Source organism: Hymenobacter piscis (genome assembly GCF_018760735.1).
GTDB lineage: Bacteria > Bacteroidota > Bacteroidia > Cytophagales > Hymenobacteraceae > Hymenobacter > Hymenobacter piscis.
The window spans coordinates 120,948-137,223 of record NZ_JAHHZN010000001.1 but is presented as its reverse complement, the minus strand read 5'-3'; the positions used below and the strand labels follow the sequence as shown (position 1 = coordinate 137,223).

The 16,276-nt window shown below is 63.7% G+C and carries 12 protein-coding genes; 7 read left to right on the top strand and 5 right to left on the bottom strand.

The features are described from left to right. Positions 1-41 precede the first annotated feature (41 nt). Positions 42-1,076 carry an endolytic transglycosylase MltG gene (gene mltG, locus KLP40_RS00560; RefSeq protein ID WP_215591540.1) on the top strand — a complete coding sequence of 345 codons (1,035 nt, stop codon included), beginning with the start codon at positions 42-44 and terminating at the stop codon, positions 1,074-1,076. A 46-nt stretch (positions 1,077-1,122) separates the two neighbouring features. On the opposite strand, the gene KLP40_RS00555 is transcribed toward mltG, so the two are convergent. Continuing rightward, entirely contained in the window at positions 1,123-2,604 is a 1,482-nt protein-coding gene (locus tag KLP40_RS00555; protein WP_215591539.1) for a hypothetical protein, read from the bottom strand. A gap of 211 nt (positions 2,605-2,815) precedes the next feature. Between KLP40_RS00555 and dtd the strand changes: the two genes are divergently transcribed. Together dtd and KLP40_RS00545 are read left to right on the top strand one after the other, a co-directional pair. Continuing rightward, a complete protein-coding gene (dtd, locus tag KLP40_RS00550; RefSeq protein ID WP_215591538.1) occupies positions 2,816-3,271 on the top strand; it encodes a D-aminoacyl-tRNA deacylase in 456 nt (151 codons plus the stop codon). A 62-nt stretch (positions 3,272-3,333) separates the two neighbouring features. Next, complete coding sequence (locus KLP40_RS00545) at positions 3,334-3,660, top strand: nucleotide pyrophosphohydrolase (RefSeq protein ID WP_215591537.1); 327 nt, start codon at positions 3,334-3,336, stop codon at positions 3,658-3,660. 83 nt (positions 3,661-3,743) lie between these two features. Here KLP40_RS00545 and KLP40_RS00540 read toward each other — a convergent pair whose 3' ends face one another. After that, the gene (locus KLP40_RS00540; protein ID WP_215591536.1) at positions 3,744-4,913 is read right to left on the bottom strand and encodes a ribonuclease D; all 1,170 of its coding nucleotides are present in this window, start codon (positions 4,911-4,913) and stop codon (positions 3,744-3,746) included. Between the two features lie 330 nt (positions 4,914-5,243). Here KLP40_RS00540 and KLP40_RS00535 point away from each other — a divergent pair, with 330 nt between their 5' ends. Together KLP40_RS00535 and KLP40_RS00530 are read left to right on the top strand one after the other, a co-directional pair. After that, on the top strand, positions 5,244-8,249 hold the full coding sequence (locus KLP40_RS00535; RefSeq protein WP_317196727.1) for a SusC/RagA family TonB-linked outer membrane protein: 3,006 nt from the start codon (positions 5,244-5,246) through the stop codon (positions 8,247-8,249). Between the two features lie 31 nt (positions 8,250-8,280). Beyond that, positions 8,281-9,744 carry a RagB/SusD family nutrient uptake outer membrane protein gene (locus KLP40_RS00530; protein ID WP_215591534.1) on the top strand — a complete coding sequence of 488 codons (1,464 nt, stop codon included), beginning with the start codon at positions 8,281-8,283 and terminating at the stop codon, positions 9,742-9,744. A 118-nt stretch (positions 9,745-9,862) separates the two neighbouring features. On the opposite strand, the gene KLP40_RS00525 is transcribed toward KLP40_RS00530, so the two are convergent. Continuing rightward, complete coding sequence (locus KLP40_RS00525) at positions 9,863-10,342, bottom strand: hypothetical protein (protein WP_215591532.1); 480 nt, start codon at positions 10,340-10,342, stop codon at positions 9,863-9,865. 172 nt (positions 10,343-10,514) lie between these two features. Between KLP40_RS00525 and KLP40_RS00520 the strand changes: the two genes are divergently transcribed. Then, positions 10,515-10,775, top strand: a complete 261-nt coding sequence (locus tag KLP40_RS00520) for a hypothetical protein (RefSeq protein ID WP_215591530.1) — start codon at positions 10,515-10,517, stop codon at positions 10,773-10,775. 166 nt (positions 10,776-10,941) lie between these two features. Here the strand turns inward: KLP40_RS00520 and KLP40_RS00515 are convergent, their stop codons facing one another. After that, entirely contained in the window at positions 10,942-12,879 is a 1,938-nt protein-coding gene (locus tag KLP40_RS00515; protein WP_215591528.1) for a CocE/NonD family hydrolase, read from the bottom strand. A gap of 158 nt (positions 12,880-13,037) precedes the next feature. Between KLP40_RS00515 and KLP40_RS00510 the strand changes: the two genes are divergently transcribed. Continuing rightward, positions 13,038-15,626 (top strand): M14 family metallopeptidase, encoded by a 2,589-nt coding sequence (locus KLP40_RS00510; RefSeq protein ID WP_215591527.1) that lies wholly within the window; start codon positions 13,038-13,040, stop codon positions 15,624-15,626. A gap of 189 nt (positions 15,627-15,815) precedes the next feature. Here KLP40_RS00510 and KLP40_RS00505 read toward each other — a convergent pair whose 3' ends face one another. Then, complete coding sequence (locus KLP40_RS00505; RefSeq protein WP_215591526.1) at positions 15,816-16,133, bottom strand: hypothetical protein; 318 nt, start codon at positions 16,131-16,133, stop codon at positions 15,816-15,818. Between the last annotated feature and the right edge of the window lie 143 nt (positions 16,134-16,276).

The following is a 16,276-nucleotide window of genomic DNA, read 5'->3' as shown; positions in this document are numbered from 1 at the left end:
TCACTCATTCACCGCTTACGCCTCCTCACCCCATCACTATTTTGCGCAAATTCTGGCTCCTGTTTCTGATAATGCTGAGCGTGGCCGTACTGGCGGGACTGGGGGCGGCGTGGCAGCTGCTGTGGCGGCCCAACGTGCGGCCTTCCGCTTTCGGGCCGGCCTACCTGTATATCCCGACGGGCGCTGATTACGGGGCGGTGCTGGATTCGCTGCGCCAATACGACCTGCTGCGGAGCCCGGGCACGTTTGAGTGGGTGGCCCACTGGCAGGACTATCCGCGGCAGGTGAAGCCGGGCCGCTATCTGCTGCGGCCGGAGCTGGGCAACCAGGCCCTGGTGGAAATGCTGAGTCGGGGCGAGCAGGATACGGTGGCTTTCACGCTCAACGCCTTCAAGTACAAGCCCCAGCTGGCCCGGCAGCTGGCGGCGGCCTTCGAAACCGACTCGGTCAGCCTGCGCCGCCTGCTCAACGACAACGCCCTGCTGCGCCGCCGCTACCAGGTAGATACTACCACCGTGCTCACCCTGTTTCTGCCCGGGCCCTACCGCCTGCTCTGGGACTCCTCGGCCCGGCAGCTGCTCGATTCGGCCGCGGCCACCCACCGGCGGTTCTGGACTCCGGAGCGCCGCCGCCGGGCCGATTCGCTGGGCCTCTCGCCCACCCAGGTGCACGTGCTGGCCAGCATCGTGCAGCGCGAAACGGCCCAGCCCACCGATAAGCCCCTCATTGCCGGCGCCTACCTCAACCGCCTGCGCAAGGGTATGCGCCTGCAGGCCGACCCTACCCTGCTCTGGGCCATCGGCAACTTCGGGGTGAAGCGGGTGCTCAACCAGGACAAGCTGGTGGATTCGCCCTACAACACCTACAAGCACAAGGGCCTGCCGCCCGGCCCCATCACCTCGGCCAACCGCCAGACCCTCGACGCCGTGCTGCGCCCCGCCCGCCATGACTACGTGTTCTTCTGCGCCCGCCCCGACGGCAGCGGCTTCTCCGATTTCGCCGTCACCTACGCCGAGCACCTGCGCAACGCCCGTCGCTACCAGCACCGTCTGGATAGTCTGGGCGTGAAGCGGTAAATCCGCGCTTCGATTTCGGGACGTTGGCAGCGGCTGGCGGCCGTGTTCAGAGCGGCAGCAGGCGCAACTGGAAGGTGTCGCGGCGGGCCTGTTGTTGCAGACGCAGGGTTTGTTCGTACGAGAGGCCAGTGTACTCGGAATGCTCCAGAAACAGCAGGGGGGAGGTAAGCAGCGGCTCAGGCCAGGCGGCCCGCAGCGGGAGGCGGTGCAGGGAGTCGAAGGCCGGCACGTGGGTGGTGCGCCAATACCCATCGAGCAGCACATAGCGGTAGCCGCGGCGCCGCAGGACGGCCAGTTCGCGGGGCTGCATCACCACCCGCACGGTATCAGTGGCGGGTCGGAACGGCGCCAACCCTAAGCTTACGGTGCTGGCCACCGGCCCGACGTTGTGGGCGCGCAGCCAGGCGGCCACGGCCGGGTAGCGGGTGGGCGTATAGGCGTAAATCTCGCGTTGCAACCGGTACGCGTTACCCGCCAGCGCCGCCAGCAGCAGCGCCATAAACACCGCAGCCGGCAGGCGCCGCAGGCTGAGCAGGCCCAGCGCGTACCAGAGTCCGTAGGCCCAGAGCAGGCCGCGCGGCGCCTTTACCAGCACCGACATGCCTCCCAGCAGGCACCACCCCCACACCGCCAGGTACAGCTCCGGGGACAGCGGCCGGCCGCGCCGCAGCTGCCGCAGCCGCAGCAACGGCCCCAGCAGCCCCACCCACACCAGCCAGGACTCAAAATCGCGCAGGTAACGCAGATAATATAGGAAGTCGGGGCGGATGGTAGTGGCGCGGCCGGCCGCGTTGGCGGCGCCCGGAAAGGCCACGTTGTAGTAAATGCCCGGCCAGGCGTACCAGGGAAGCCCAACCACTAGCCCCACCGGGCCCAGCACCAGGTAGGGCAGTAGCAGCAGGCCGGCCACCCGCCACCAGTGCCCGTGGCGCAGCAGCAGCCCGTCGGCCTGCCACCATTCGAGCACTGCCAATATGGGCAGCGTAAGGATAAACTTGTAGTTGAAGCACAGGCCCAGCACCAGCCAGCCGGTGGCGCGGTACAGGTGGGTGGCCATCGGCTCCCGGAGCCGGTGGTAGTAAGCCCGCAGCAGGCCGGCAAAGCTTAGCAGGCTCCAGGAGCTCATGGTGAAGTCGCGGCCCGAGAAAGTGAGGAAGGTGGCCGAGCCCACCAGCAGCACCAGCAGCGCGGTCGACCAGCCCGGCAGGCGGGTGGCGCGGGCCACAAAATTGGCCAGCAGCCCCACGGCGGCCACGGCGACCAGGGCGTTCAGGTACTGAAAAACGTGGTAGTCGGCCGTCAGCCAGGCCACTGGCGCGTAGGTCAGCATAAAGGCCGGACTGCCGTGGCGGAACAGGTGCAGGAGGTTGCCCGCGGCCACTTCCTGCACAATCTGCCAGTTGCGCACCGAGTCGTAGTCGGGTAGGGCGGCCGCGGCCAGCCCGTGCAGGCGCACCGGCACCAGCAGCAGCAGGGCTGCCCAGAGCCAGAGGCGGCTAACCGGCGCGGAAAGAGCAGAATCGGACACGAGCAAACAGTAAAGCAGAACGAAAACCCGGCCCCGGCGCCGGTTTTGCGCCCCGAATATTGCGGATTACCCCCGATACCCCCGTACTTGCGCCCCCGGCCACCTGAAAATCGGCCTCATTCCGCTCCCGACAGTCCCCTGACGTCGTCCTTTCCGTTCTTCCCTTCTCACTTCTCACTTCTCCCTTCTCCCTTCTCCCTTCTCCCTTCTCATGCGACTAGTTCTGCAGCGCGTCCGCCACGCCCGGGTCACGGTGGAAGGCCGGGTAACCGGCCAGATCGGGCCCGGCCTGCTGGTACTGGCTGGTTTTGCGCCCGAAGATGAGGCGGGCATCCTCGAGCGGATGGCCCGCAAGCTGGTGCAGCTGCGCATTTTCGGGGATGAGGAGGGCCGCATGAACCGCTCGGTGCAGGACGTGGGCGGGCAGGTGCTGGTGGTGAGTCAGTTCACGCTGCTGGCCGACGCCCGCAAAGGCAACCGCCCCAGCTACGTGGGTGCCGCCCCACCACCCGTGGCCGTTCCGCTTTACGAGGCGTTCGTGCAGCGCGTGGAGGAACTACTGGGCCGGCCCGTAGCCACCGGCGAGTTTGGGGCTGATATGCAGGTGGAGCTGCTCAACGACGGCCCCGTCACCATCGTCCTCGACAGCAGTGAGATTGTAAAATGAACCCGCTAACCCTGACTCCAAACCCCAGGAAGCCCGTTTCTACCCCCTACCCCCTACTGAAAATGACCATCGACGAGGCCCAAAAAACCGTGGACCAGTGGATTCAGACCACCGGCGTGCGCTATTTCAACGAGCTGACCAACATGGCCATGCTCACGGAGGAAGTGGGGGAGGTGGCCCGCATCATTGCCCGGCAGTACGGCGAGCAGTCGTTCAAGGAATCCGACAAAGACAAGATGCTGGCCGATGAGCTGGCCGACGTACTGTTCGTCGTCATCTGCCTGGCCAACCAAACCGGCGTCAATCTGACCGAGGCGCTTGCGAGTAATCTGGCCAAGAAAACCCAGCGCGACGCCACCCGCCACCAGCAGAACGAGAAACTCTTTTAAGTATTGAGTATTGAGATGCCGTTCTGAGGGCGCCAACGGCCCAACAGAACGGCATCTCACTACTCAATACTCCCTACTCAATACTACTTCTCAAACGGCTGGGCAACCTGGGCGAAGTCCACGTTGTGCTTCCGGGCCGTTTCGGTGAGCAGCTGGTGCTGCCAGGGCCGCAGAGTTGTGTCGGCGCCCTGCTCGATGATGTCGGCAATGAGGCGGTTGCTGAGCACGAGGTTGGCCATGATGGGGCTATGGTCGTCGGCCAGGTGGGTTTTGAGCGTCATCAGCAGGGCCTCGCGGGCGTCGGCCTCGGCGGCTTTGGCTCCGGAGAGGCGGCGGCGGAAGGGGAAGCGGCGCTGCTCGGCGGGCAGGCTCGGCTCGGCGGGCCGGTCCTCCTGGCTCAGATTCACGAGACGGTCGGCGAAGGGGCTGCGCTTGAGCTCCGGATGCAGGCCGTGGGCGTTGCGCAGGTGGCCGGTGCTGGTCACGGGCAGGCGGGTGAGCTCGGCCAGCCGGTCGTTGCTGGCCACCATGTACGAGGGCCGGTCGATGTGGCGGGCCACCTCGTCGCGGAGCATGAACAGGTCGCGGAACATGGGTAGCTCCTGGGGCAGGATGCGGTACTTGCCGGCCAGGCGCAGGTAAGGCCGCTCGTCGCGGGTGTAGCGCACTTCCTCCAAGGCCTGGTTTTCCTGCTCGGCCCAGGCCGTACGGCCCAGGTCGGCGAGCTTGGCCGCAAGCCGGTCGGTAAGCTCGAACAGGTAAAGCACGTCGTTGGCCGCGTAGTGCTTCTGGGCTTCGGTGAGGGGGCGCTTGAGCCAGTTCGACTTCTGCTCGCCCTTGTCCACTTCCAGGCCCAGCTCCTGCTGGATCAGGCGGCCCAGGGAGATGTTGTTATCGGCCTCCGCCAGCAAGGTGTACTGCACGCTCGTATCCACGATGTTGCGCACGTGCACGCCGTAGAGCTCATCGAGCAGCAGAATGTCGGACTTGCAGCTGTGAAACACTTTGGCCACGGCCGGGTCGCGCAGAATGGCCCAGAGCGGCTCCAGTTCCTCGGCCGGGTTGGTCAGCGGCAGCGGGTCGATGAGGTAGACGGTTTCGCCGTCGAAGAGCTGGATCAGGGCCAGGTTGCGCCCGTAGCGGTGGCGCATGTCGTCGAACTCCAGGTCGAGGGCCACGCGGGGCTTGCTTTGCAGGGCCTGGGCAGCCTGGGCCACGGCCGAACCCTCCGTGAGATAGTGAATAGCGGGCATTACGTCCTGAGAAAAATCAAAAAAAGAAGGCCGGACAAAGGGCTGGCCGGCGGCGGTAAAGGTAACAAGCGGCCCGCTGGCAAACCACCGGGGCCGGAATGAAAACGGCCACTGCTTGCATTATTCCCGATTTACGTTGCTAATTGCAAAATCCTGCCGGGCTGATCCGCCTCCCGGGCCATTGCAGTGGCCTTATTTCAATGCCGGTATCCACTGGGTGCCCATGGCCATGGGAAGCAGTGTGGATGGTCTGGTTTTTTTCCCCTCAAACCGGTTCGAGCAGAACCAACGTGTATGAAAAACAAATACTTGCTTCCTCTCGCGGGGAGTTTGCTGGTCGCCTCTGCGGCGGTGGGCCAGACGCGCGCCGTTAGCGGCCGCGTAACGGATGCTACCGGCTCGGGGCTGCCGGGCGTAACGGTGCTGGAGCAGGGCACGTCCAACGGGACCAGCACCAATGCCGATGGCTCCTTCACCCTGAATGTGCAGCCCGGCGCCACGCTGGTAGTGAGCTCCATTGGGTTCGAAACCCAGAACGTGGCCGTAGGCGACCGGTCCAGCGTGGCCGTGACGCTCAAAACCAATGCTACCCAACTCGGCGAGGCCATTGTGGTAGGGTACGGTACCCAGGTGAAGCGGGAACTGACCGGCTCCGTAACGCAGCTCGGCAGCAAGGACGTAGAGAACGTGCCCGTGGTCAGCTTCGAGCAGGCTATCCAGGGCCGCACGCCGGGCGTACAGATCAATCAGGGTTCGGGCAAGCTCGGGGCCGGCGTGCAGATCCGGGTGCGGGGTGCTTCCTCCATCACGGCTTCCAACCAGCCCTTGTACGTGATTGACGGCATTCCCGTCACGTCGCAGGACGTAGGGTCGGCCAGTGGCGAGCCGCTCAACCCCCTGGCGGACCTCAACCCCAGCGACATTGAAAGCATCACCATCCTGAAAGACGCCGCCTCGTCGGCCATCTACGGGTCGCGGGCTTCCAATGGCGTGGTGCTGGTAACCACCAAGCGGGGCCGTTCCGGCGACACCCGCGTGACGGTGGGCGCCTACTTCGGGCGTCAGGAGGCCACCAAGTTGCGCAAGTTCCTGAACGCGGATCAGTATAAGGAGCTGTTTTCGGAGTCGATTCTCAACTCTCCTTTCCTGCTTATTGATCCTAACGACCCCGACGCGGATTACGCCAGCGTGGCGGACGCTTTCGCGGGTGAGGCCGGCCTCGACCTCAACTCCACCGAGAACACCCCCTGGTCGGAACTGGCCTTCCGCAAGGGCTCGGTGCAGCAGTACGACGCAAGCGTATCGGGCGGCGACGCCAAGACGCGCTTCTTCCTGAGCGGCTCCTACAGCGACCAGCAGGGTATCATCATCGGCAACCGCTACCGCCGGGGCTCGTTGCGGGCCAACCTCGACCACTCCCTGAGCGAGAAGGTGCGCATCGGGCTTAACCTCTCGCTCACGCGCTCCGTCAACGACCGGGTAGCCGACGATAATGCCTTCTCCAACCCGGTGCAGCTCAACGCCCTGCCTCCCATTCAGGCCGCCAATGACCCCACCGACCCCACCGGCCTCAACCGCAACACGCTTTATTACAATGCGCTGCTGCAGGTGGATAACGCCGAAAACCGCTCCGGCAACTACCGTTCCTTTGGCAACGTGTCGTTGGCCTACGAGCCCATCAAGGGCCTGATTTTCCGGACCGAAAACGGTTACGACTTCCTTAACCTCAACGAGCGGATCTATCAGGGCCGGTTCACCGAGGATGGCGCCCCCACCGGCTACGGCTTACAGAACCAGTTGCAGGGCATCAACTACACCACCAACAACACCGTTACCTGGCTCAAAACGCTGGGCGAAGAGCACACCCTGGAGGCCCTGGGCGGCTTCTCGTTCCAGCGCTACGACCAGCAGAACAACTCCTCCGAGGGCCGGGGCTTCCCCAACGACCAGTTCAAGCGCATTGCCTCGGCGGCCCGTATCACGGCGGCCAGCAGCGGCGGTACCGGCTATACCTTTCTTTCCTACCTGTCGCGCGTGAACTACACGTTCCGCAACCGCTACCTGGCCTCGGTCAGCGCCCGCCTCGACGGCTCCTCGCGCTTCAGCCCCGACAACCAGTACGGCGTATTCCCGGCTGCTTCCGTGGGCTGGATTGTGTCGGAGGAAGGCTTTCTTAAGGACAACAACGTGCTTTCCTTCCTCAAATTCCGGGGTAGCTACGGCCTGACCGGTAACTCGGAAATCGGCAACTTCTCGTCGCGGCGCCTGTACTCGGCCATTCCGTACGCTGATGTGGCCGGCATTCAGCCCACGGGCCTGGGCAACCCGGACCTGACCTGGGAAACGACCAAGCAAGCCGACATCGGGGTGGAGTTCGGGTTCCTCAACGGCCGGATTGCGGGCGAAGTGGACGTGTACGAGAAAATTACCAACGACCTGCTGCTGGACCTGCAGCTGCCCTACACCGGCGGCTACCCCATCGTGACGCGCAACATTGGCGACCTGCGTAACCGCGGCATCGAGTTCAGCCTCAATACCCGCAACCTGGACGGGGATTTCAAGTGGCTGACCAACTTCAACCTGAGCATTAACCGCAACAAAATCACCAACCTCAACGGTCAGGAAATTATTGCCGGGGGCCGAAACCTGGGCCGCGTGCGGGAAGGCGAACCGATTGGCGTGTTCTGGGGCGTGGAATATGCCGGCGTAGACCCCGCCAACGGCGACGCACTCTACTACCTGAACACGACCAACCCCGATGGCAGCATCAACCGGGGTACTACCAACGACTACTCGGCTGCGGCCGAAGCGAAACTGGGTGACCCTAATCCCGATTTCACGGGCGGTCTGACCAACACGTTTACCTTCAAAGGCTTCGAGCTGAGCATTCTCAACCAGTTCGTGAAGGGCAACGACATCTACAACATCGGCGGGGTATTCCAGTCCGTTAACGGTGACTACTTCGACAACCAGACCCTGGATCAGCTGGAGCGCTGGCAGAACCCCGGCGACATTACCGACGTGCCCCAGGCCCGCCTCTACGAGGGCAACGGCACAGCTCCTTCCTCGCGCTGGATTTCGGACGGGTCTTTCTTCCGCTTCAAAAACGTGACGCTGGGCTACACCCTGCCCAATAACCTGCTCAAGCCAACCGGTATTCGCTCGGCCCGGGTGTACGTGACGGCCCAGAACCTGTTCACCATCACCAACTACGACGGGTACGACCCCGAAGTGAATACTACCTCCTTCGGGCGGCCCAGCTACCTGCTCGGCCACGATTTCTACACGCCGCCGCTGGCCAAAACCTGGCTCATCGGGTTCAACCTGGGCTTCTAGGTCTTCCACGTTTTTGCTCTGACTTTCGATCATGAAAACTATACCCGTTTCATTTCGCCGACTGGTGGCCCCGGCCGCCTTTCTGCTCACGCTGGGCCTGATGGGCTGCGACAAGCAGCTCGACATTGAGCCCCAGCAGTCCGTGGATGCCGCCACGGCCCTCAGCACGCCCGAAGGGGTACAATCGGCCCTCACCGGGGCGTATGCCCGCCTCGACCTGCCCCAGTCCTACGGCACCAATCTGCTGCTGCTGGCCGACCTGCTGGGCACCGATAACACCACCTACATTGGCTGGCAGGGCACGTTCATCAGCTACCGCGAAGTGGCGCGCAAGCAGATGACCGACGTGAACACGGAGGCCGACCGTACCTGGAACCAGAATTTCCAGACCATCAACCTCACCAACCTGGTGCTGGACGCGCTGCCCGTGGTAACGGATGACGATGAAAAATCGCGCATTGAAGGCGAAGCCCGCATGATCCGGGGGATGGTGTATTTTGAGCTGGCTCGCCTGTACGCCCAGCCTTACCGCACCACCGGAGCCTTTTCCAACGCGGCGGTGGGCGTGCCCGCGCCCTCGTCTACGCCAGGCCTGCCCATTAACCTGAGCGCCAACAAAACGGAAGCCGATGCTGCCCGCCGCATTGCCCGTTCCTCGCTGGAAGAAACCTACACCCAGATTCTGGCCGACCTGACCGCCGCTGAAAACCTGCTGCCCGCCTCCAACGACCGGACCCGCTTCGACCAGTACGATGCCAAGGCCTTCCTGGCGCGGGTATATCTGCAGCGCGGCGAGTACGCCAAGGCCCGTGACCTGGCCAACGAGGTCATCAACGATTCGGGCGCTTCGCTCAACGCCTCGTCGGTGTCCACGTTCACCAACAAGAACTCGTCGGAAGTGCTGTTTGAGATCCAGCAGAACGACCAGAACAACGCCGGCAACTCCAACGACGGCCTGGCCACGTTCTACTCGAGCAATGCCGCCGGCTTCGGCGGGCGCGGCGATGTGCGGATTTTCGCATCCTTTGCTAACCTGTACGGTGCCGGCGACCAGCGGGGATTCAATCCTCAGATCGGTGCTTCGCTGATTTATGAGGGCGATGGGCGCCGGGCGGGTGCACTGCGGTCGTTTAAGTGGAACAATGCCGGACAGAATATTTCGATTCTGCGGCTGGCTGAGATGTACCTCATCCGGGCGGAAACCAACCAGCGGCTGGGTACCAGCGTAGGTGCCACCCCGCTGGACGATGTCAACCTGATCCGTAGCCGGGCCCAGGCTGCCACACTGGGCAGCGTTACGCTGGCCGATATTCTGCAGGAGCGGGATCTGGAATTTGCCTTCGAGGGCTTCCGGATTCACGACTACAAGCGGACGGGCCGCAGTATCGGAACCGGTGCTACGGGCATTGCGGCTAACGCCCCGGAACTGGTGATGCCGATTCCGAAGTACGAAATCAACCTGGGCAACGCCCTGCCCCAGAACGAGGGCTACTAGCTGTTCGCTCGGTTCGCTAAAAGAAAAGGCCGCTCCGGATTCCGGAGCGGCCTTTTCTTGTCAATAGCCGAAGACGCTTGGTGCCGCCAGAGGCGTGGCCATAGTGGCACGGCCGCTGCTAGGCCTCGTCGTCGTCGTCCTCGTCGCGGCTGAAATCGAGGGTGGGCACCAGGCGCAGGGCTTCCCGAATCACGTCGTCCATCAGGGGCTGGGAGTCGGCGTCGAGGGTGCGCTCGAAGAGGTGGAGCAGCCGTTCGCCGTCCTCGTTCACGTAGAGGTTGGTATAGAGCCGCTCGAAGGTGGCGGCCTCTTTCTGGATAGTGGTGTCGATGGCGGCTACCGAGGGCGCGCGCAGGGCCCGGTGCAGCACGTCCAGCACCTGGCGGGCCTCGTCGAGGTCGCCCAGGTCGGCCAGCAGCTTCAGCAGGGTAAGGGCCACGCCCAGGCGCACGCGCTCGAAGCGGTAGGCAATATCGGCGGGCTCGGCCTGCTCGAAGGTGCGGTAAGCGGCCAGGGTGGTAGGGTGCAGGTAACGGGTGGCATCGGCGGGCTGGGCAAAGACCAGCTCCAGCAGACGCTGGTAGGGAGCAACGAGCATAGACGGCGAAAAAAGAGCCGGACCCGGCGGGCGCGGCAAAATATAGTGGAGGCAGAATGTAACCCCGCGGCGCAAAGGTACGATTGTGTAACCGGAGCCCGACAAAATGCGGCTTCCGGGTTATCTTACACCAACGGCTTGCTTGTCTCTCTCCCCACACCCCCCCCATAACATGACGCACAAAGAAAAGTGGCTCACCTTCGCCCCGGCCGGACTCCTCACCATTGGCCTGGGAACCTGCCTGGTGCAGTGGGCAGCCGATAAAAAACGCCGCCACGAATCCACCACTGAGTGGGTGGCGGCCGGCACCGTGGCCCTGGTGGTGCTCAACGCCGGCATCAGCATCTTCGGCCGCGGCGTAACCGAGAAAGTCCTCTACGAAATCCACCAGAAGCCCGCCGAGCTGGATTACGCCAACATCGGCCGGCTATAGAAGGTGAAATGGTGAAGGTGAAATAGTGAGGTGGTGAAATGGTGAGTTTGATGTTCAGCGGACCTAAAGGCGCAAGCGGCGCAGTCAGGACCAACTTAACATCAAACTCACCATTTCACCACCTCACTATTTCACCTTCACCATCTCACTATCTCCCTATTTCACCTCAAAGCACCCGCACTTTCAGCTGGGAGGCCTGCTGGGGGGAGTGGTAGAGGCGGTGGGTGGCGGTCTGAAAGTCCTTTTCGTCGGCCTCGTTGATGTTGGGCACGAAGGTCTGGGGGTTGCGGTCCACCATCGGGAACCAGCTGCTCTGCACCTGCACCATGAGGCGGTGGCCCTTGCGGAAGGTGTGGCACAGGTCCTGGACGGTGAACGGCACGGCCGTTACCTGGTTGGGTACGAAGGCTTCGGGCTGGCTGAAGCTGTTGCGGAACCGGCCGCGCATCACTTCCGAGCGCACCATCTGCTGGTAGCCGCCGAGCTTCACGGCGGGGTTCAGACGCGGGTTATCGGGCGTATCGTTGGGGTACACGTCAATGATTTTGACCACCCAATCGGCGTCGGTGCCGGTGGTGGCCACTTGCAGCAGGGCCTCAATGGGGCCGGCCAGGGTCAGGTCTTCGGTCAGCACGTCGGTCTGGTAGGTGAGCACGTCGGGGCGGCGGGAGGCGAAGCGCTGGTCGTCGGTCATGTACTCGCGGGTCATGCCCGTGGCCATTCCTTCGTTGGAAGGCACCGGGTGGGCCGGGTCGCTGAGGTACTGGTCGAATTCGGCCCCGGCGGCGGGCTTATCGAACCCGATTTTGCCATCGGCCTGAAAGTACATCGTGCGCTCCTGAGCCTGCCTGGGCGGCCAGGCATCGAAGGTGCGCCACTGGTTGGTGCCGCCCTCGAAGACGGTGGCCTCGGCCACGTTGGGCCGCTTGCCGTCCTTGAGGTAGGACTTGAAGAAGGGCGCCTCGATTTCCTTCTGGTAGTAGATGGAAGGCGACTCGCCGTAGGCCACGTTGCCCACCAGCTCGCCGGTGCCGCGGGCCCAGCCGCCGTGCACCCAGGGGCCCATCACGAGGCTGTTCTGCATGCCCCGGTTCTGCTCCTCGATGCTCTTGTAGATGTTGAGGGCCCCGAACAAGTCCTCGGCGTCGTTGAAGCCGCCCACCGTGAGCACGGCCGTTTGCTTGTTGAGGTTTTTGAGGTGGGGCCGCAGGTTGCGCTCCTGCCAGAAGGCATCGTAGTTGGGGTGGGCCATCATCTCGTTCCAGAAGGCCACCTGGCCCTTGTAGTAGCGGGCGTCGGCGTTCTTGAGCGGGCCCATGTTCAGGAAGAACGCGTAGCCGTCGGGGGTGCCGTGGTTGAAGCGGGGGTTGCCGGTGGGCGTGGGCGCGGGCCGGGGCAGGCCGAAGGAGGCCAGGAAGTTGAAGGCGTGGGGCAGGAAGAAGGCCCCGTTGTGGTGGAAATCGTCCCAGAACCAGTCGGCAATGGGGGCCTGGGGCGAGGCGGCCTTGAGGGCGGGGTGGCGGCTGAGCAGGCCGGTGGCGGTGTAAAACCCGGGGTAGCTGATGCCCCATTGGCCCACCCGGCCGTTGTTTTTAGGCCCCTTCTTCACCAGGTACTCAATGGTATCAAAGGTGTCGGTGCCCTCGTCGATGTCGTTTTTGCCTTTGTAGGTGTCCTTTTCGGGCCGCATATTCACGAACTCGCCCTCCGACATGTACTTGCCGCGCACGTCCTGGTAGGCGAAAATGTAGCCTTCGTGCAGCATCGTGGAGCTGGGGCCCAGGCTCTTCTTGTACTTGCCCGGCCCGTACGGCCCCACCGAATACGGCGTGCGGTTGAGCATAATCGGATACTTCACCTGGCCGGCATCCTTGGGCGCGTACACCACGGTGTAGAGCTTCACGCCGTCGCGCATCGGAATCTGGTACTCCGTTTTGGTATAGTGCTCCTGGATGTAGGCCGTGTCGGCCAGCAACTGGGCCAGGGCCTGCTTATCGCCCTCGGAAGGCAGCGGGTAAGAAACCGGCTGCTGGGCGCGGGCAGCAAAGGAACTGGCGGCCAACAGAGCCGCCAGCACGGCCGGACGAAGGTAGGAGTGGGGCATGGTTGGAAAGGGGGTTGGCGTGGAAGTTCGGGTACGGTGGCGGAGAAAGATGCGGCCCAACGACCACAGTTGCGTCCTTGGCCTGTTCAAATATGCTTTCTTTGAACCAGAAACTCCGCTCTACCCGGCCGCTCTTATCACCTAACTCCCTTTCTTTTGTGAAAAACCGTACCCTGCGGGCGCTGAGCCTGCTTTTGATCTGGCTGCTGGCGCCCTGGGCGGCCGCAGCCCAGGCCCCGGCCGAGGGGCCGCTGCTCACGCCCGAGCAGTTTCTGGGCTACAAGCTGGGCACCCGCTTCACGCCCCACGCCGAGCTGCTGCGCTACGTGGCACACGTGGTGGCGCACAGCCCCGGCCGCATGCAGCAGCAGCGCTACGGCCGTACCTACGAGAACCGGCCCCTGGAGCTGGTGTACGTGGCCACGCCCGAAAACCTGAGCCACCTCGACGATATCCGCCGCAACAACCTGCGCCTGGCGGGCCTGGAAACGGGTGCGGCGGCCACTACGGCCCCGGCCGTGGTCTGGCTCAGCTACAACGTGCACGGCAACGAGGCCGTGTCGTCGGAGGCCGTGATGCAGGTGCTCTACGACCTGGCTAACCCCGCCGACGCCGCCGTGCAGGCCTACCTGAAAAACCTGGTGGTTATCATCGACCCCTGCGTGAACCCCGACGGGCGCGACCGGTACGCGCAGTGGTACAACCGGGTGGCCAACCAGCAGCCCAACGCCTCGCCCCTGAGCTGGGAGCACCACGAGCCCTGGCCCGGCGGCCGCTACAACCATTACTACTTCGACCTGAACCGCGACTGGGCCTGGCAGACCCAGCAGGAAAGCCGCCAGCGCATTGCCGTGTACAATCAGTGGCTGCCCCAGGTGCACGCCGATTTCCACGAAATGGGCCCTTCGGCGCCCTACTACTTCTCGCCGGCCGCCAAACCCTTCCACGCCGACCTCACCGACTGGCAGCGCCAGTTCCAGAACGTCATCGGGGATTACAACCGCAAGGTGTTCGACCAGAACAACTGGCTCTATTTCACCCGCGAAACCTACGACCTGTTCGCACCCTTCTACGGCGACACTTGGCCCTCCTTCAACGGGGCCATCGGCATGACCTACGAGCAGGGCGGGGGCGGCCCGGCCGGTACCAGCTACGCCAAAGCCGACGGCGACACGCTCACGCTGGCCCAGCGCATCGAGCACCACCACGCCACCAGCCTGGCCACCCTGCAGGCTTCCTCCGACCGCCATCAGGAACTGGTCCGGCAGTTCCAGAAGTTCTACACCGACGCCCGCACCAAGCCCCGGGGCGAGTACAAATCCTACGTGCTGGCCGGCTCCTCCGACCCCGGCCAGGTGCGCGCCCTCACCCAGTACCTCGACCGCCAGCAAATCAGCTACGGCTTCGCCGGCAAGCGCAGCCGCCAGACGGGCTACAACTACGCCACCGGCAAGCAGGAAACTGTGCAGGTGGAGCCCCGCGACGTGGTCATCAGCATGTACCAGCCCAAATCCACGCTGGTGAAAGTCCTCTTCGAGCCCCAGGCCCAGCTGGAGGACTCCCTGACCTACGACCTCACCGCCTGGTCGCTGCCCTACGCCTTCGGTCTGAATGGGTACGCCCTGAAAAATCAGTTGTCAGTTGTTGGTAGCCAGTTGTCAGTTGTCAGTTCGGGAGGTAAGAACGAACCAACAACTAACAACCAACAACTAACAACTGATAAGCCTTACGCCTATCTGGCCCGCTGGAACAGCCTCCAGGACGTGCGCTTCCTGAGCGGGCTGATGCAGCAGGGCGTGAAGCTGCGGGTGGCCGATGAGCCCTTCGAAACCGAGGGGCAAAAGTACCAGCGCGGCACGCTCATCATCCCACGGACCGGCAATGAGCGGCTGGGCGCCCGCCTCGACCAGCTGGTGCGCGCCCAGGCCGATTCGGCGGGCGTGACGGTGCAGGCCGTGCAGTCGGGCCTCTCCACCACCGGCGGCGACCTGGGTTCCCGCTCGGTGCGCCCCCTGAAAATGCCCAACGTGGCCGTGCTGGCCGGGCCGGGCGTGGATGCCACGGCCTTCGGCGAAGTCTGGCACTTTTTTGAGCAGCAGGTGGGCTACCCCGTCACGGTGCTGGGCACCGACTACTTCAGCAGCGTGCCGCTGAGCAAGTTCGACGTGCTCATTCTGCCCGACGGCCGCTACGACGACGTGCTGACCGAACGGGCCCTGGCCAGCGTGAAAACCTGGGTGCGCGCCGGCGGCCGCCTCATTGCCCTGGAAGGCGCCTCGCGTTACCTGGCCGGCACCAAGGATTTCCTGCTCAAAACCAAAGCCACCGACAGCACCGCCACCGCCAAGAAAAAAACGCCCTACGCCGCCCTGCGCCGCTACGCCGACGCCGAGCGCGAAGGAATTGCCGAGCGGGTGCAGGGCAGCGTGTTCCGCGTGCAGCTCGATAACACCCACCCGCTGGCCTTCGGCTATGGCAGTACCTACTACGCCCTGCTGCGTGAGGTGCCCAACTACCAGTTTCTGCCCAAGGGCGGCTGGAACGTGGGCGTGCTCAAAAAGGACAGCTACGCCGCCGGTTTCGTCGGCCGCGGCACCCAGCGCGGCCTCACCGACAGCTTCGTGCTGGGCACCCAGGAACTGGGTCGCGGCCAGGTTATTTTCCTGGCCGACAACCCCCTGTTCCGGGCCTTCTGGCAGGGCGGCAAGCTGCTCTTCGGCAACGCGGTTTTCATCGTGGGCCAGTAACTTATTGATTGCCGCTGAGTACGGATGGCGCTCCGGGCCAGTGGTGATGCCTCCGCCTGGCCACGCAGCCAAGCTGACGCTACGAGTAGGCGCAAACAAAAAGAGCGGGCCAGCGGCCCGCTCTTTTTGTTTGCCTTGCGAAGAGGCTTCTCAGGAGTAGCGGGCCGCGCATCACGGGCCGATACTGGGTTAGTCTACTACGTCTTCGGCTTTGTTTTTTACGGCTTTGGCGCCTCTTTTCACGGCGCGGCCGGTTTTCTTGGCGCCTTTTTCCACCGCGTTGCCGGTTTTACGGGCTACGCGCTTGGTGCCGCGCTTGGTGTCGTAGGCAACCTGGCCGGCCTCGGTGCGGCCCGTGCGGGATTCCACTTTCACGGTGCCGTTGTCGCGCTCCGTAACGGTGGTTTTGGCGCCGGTTTCATCGTCGCGGACGGTGGTTTTTACTTCCTGGGCGAAGGCAGCCGTTGAGAAGGCCACGGCGGCCAGGAGCATTACTATCTTTTTCATGGGGTAGAGTCAGGGTTGCAAGGAAAGAACTTCTGGCGCCTTATACGGCCAGTTGGCCCACAGGTCGCACGGCAAACCCGAAAAACGGACGATTTGCCCTCGCCAGGCCGGCAGTTTCATGGCAAGGGGCTGATCTTCAAAAG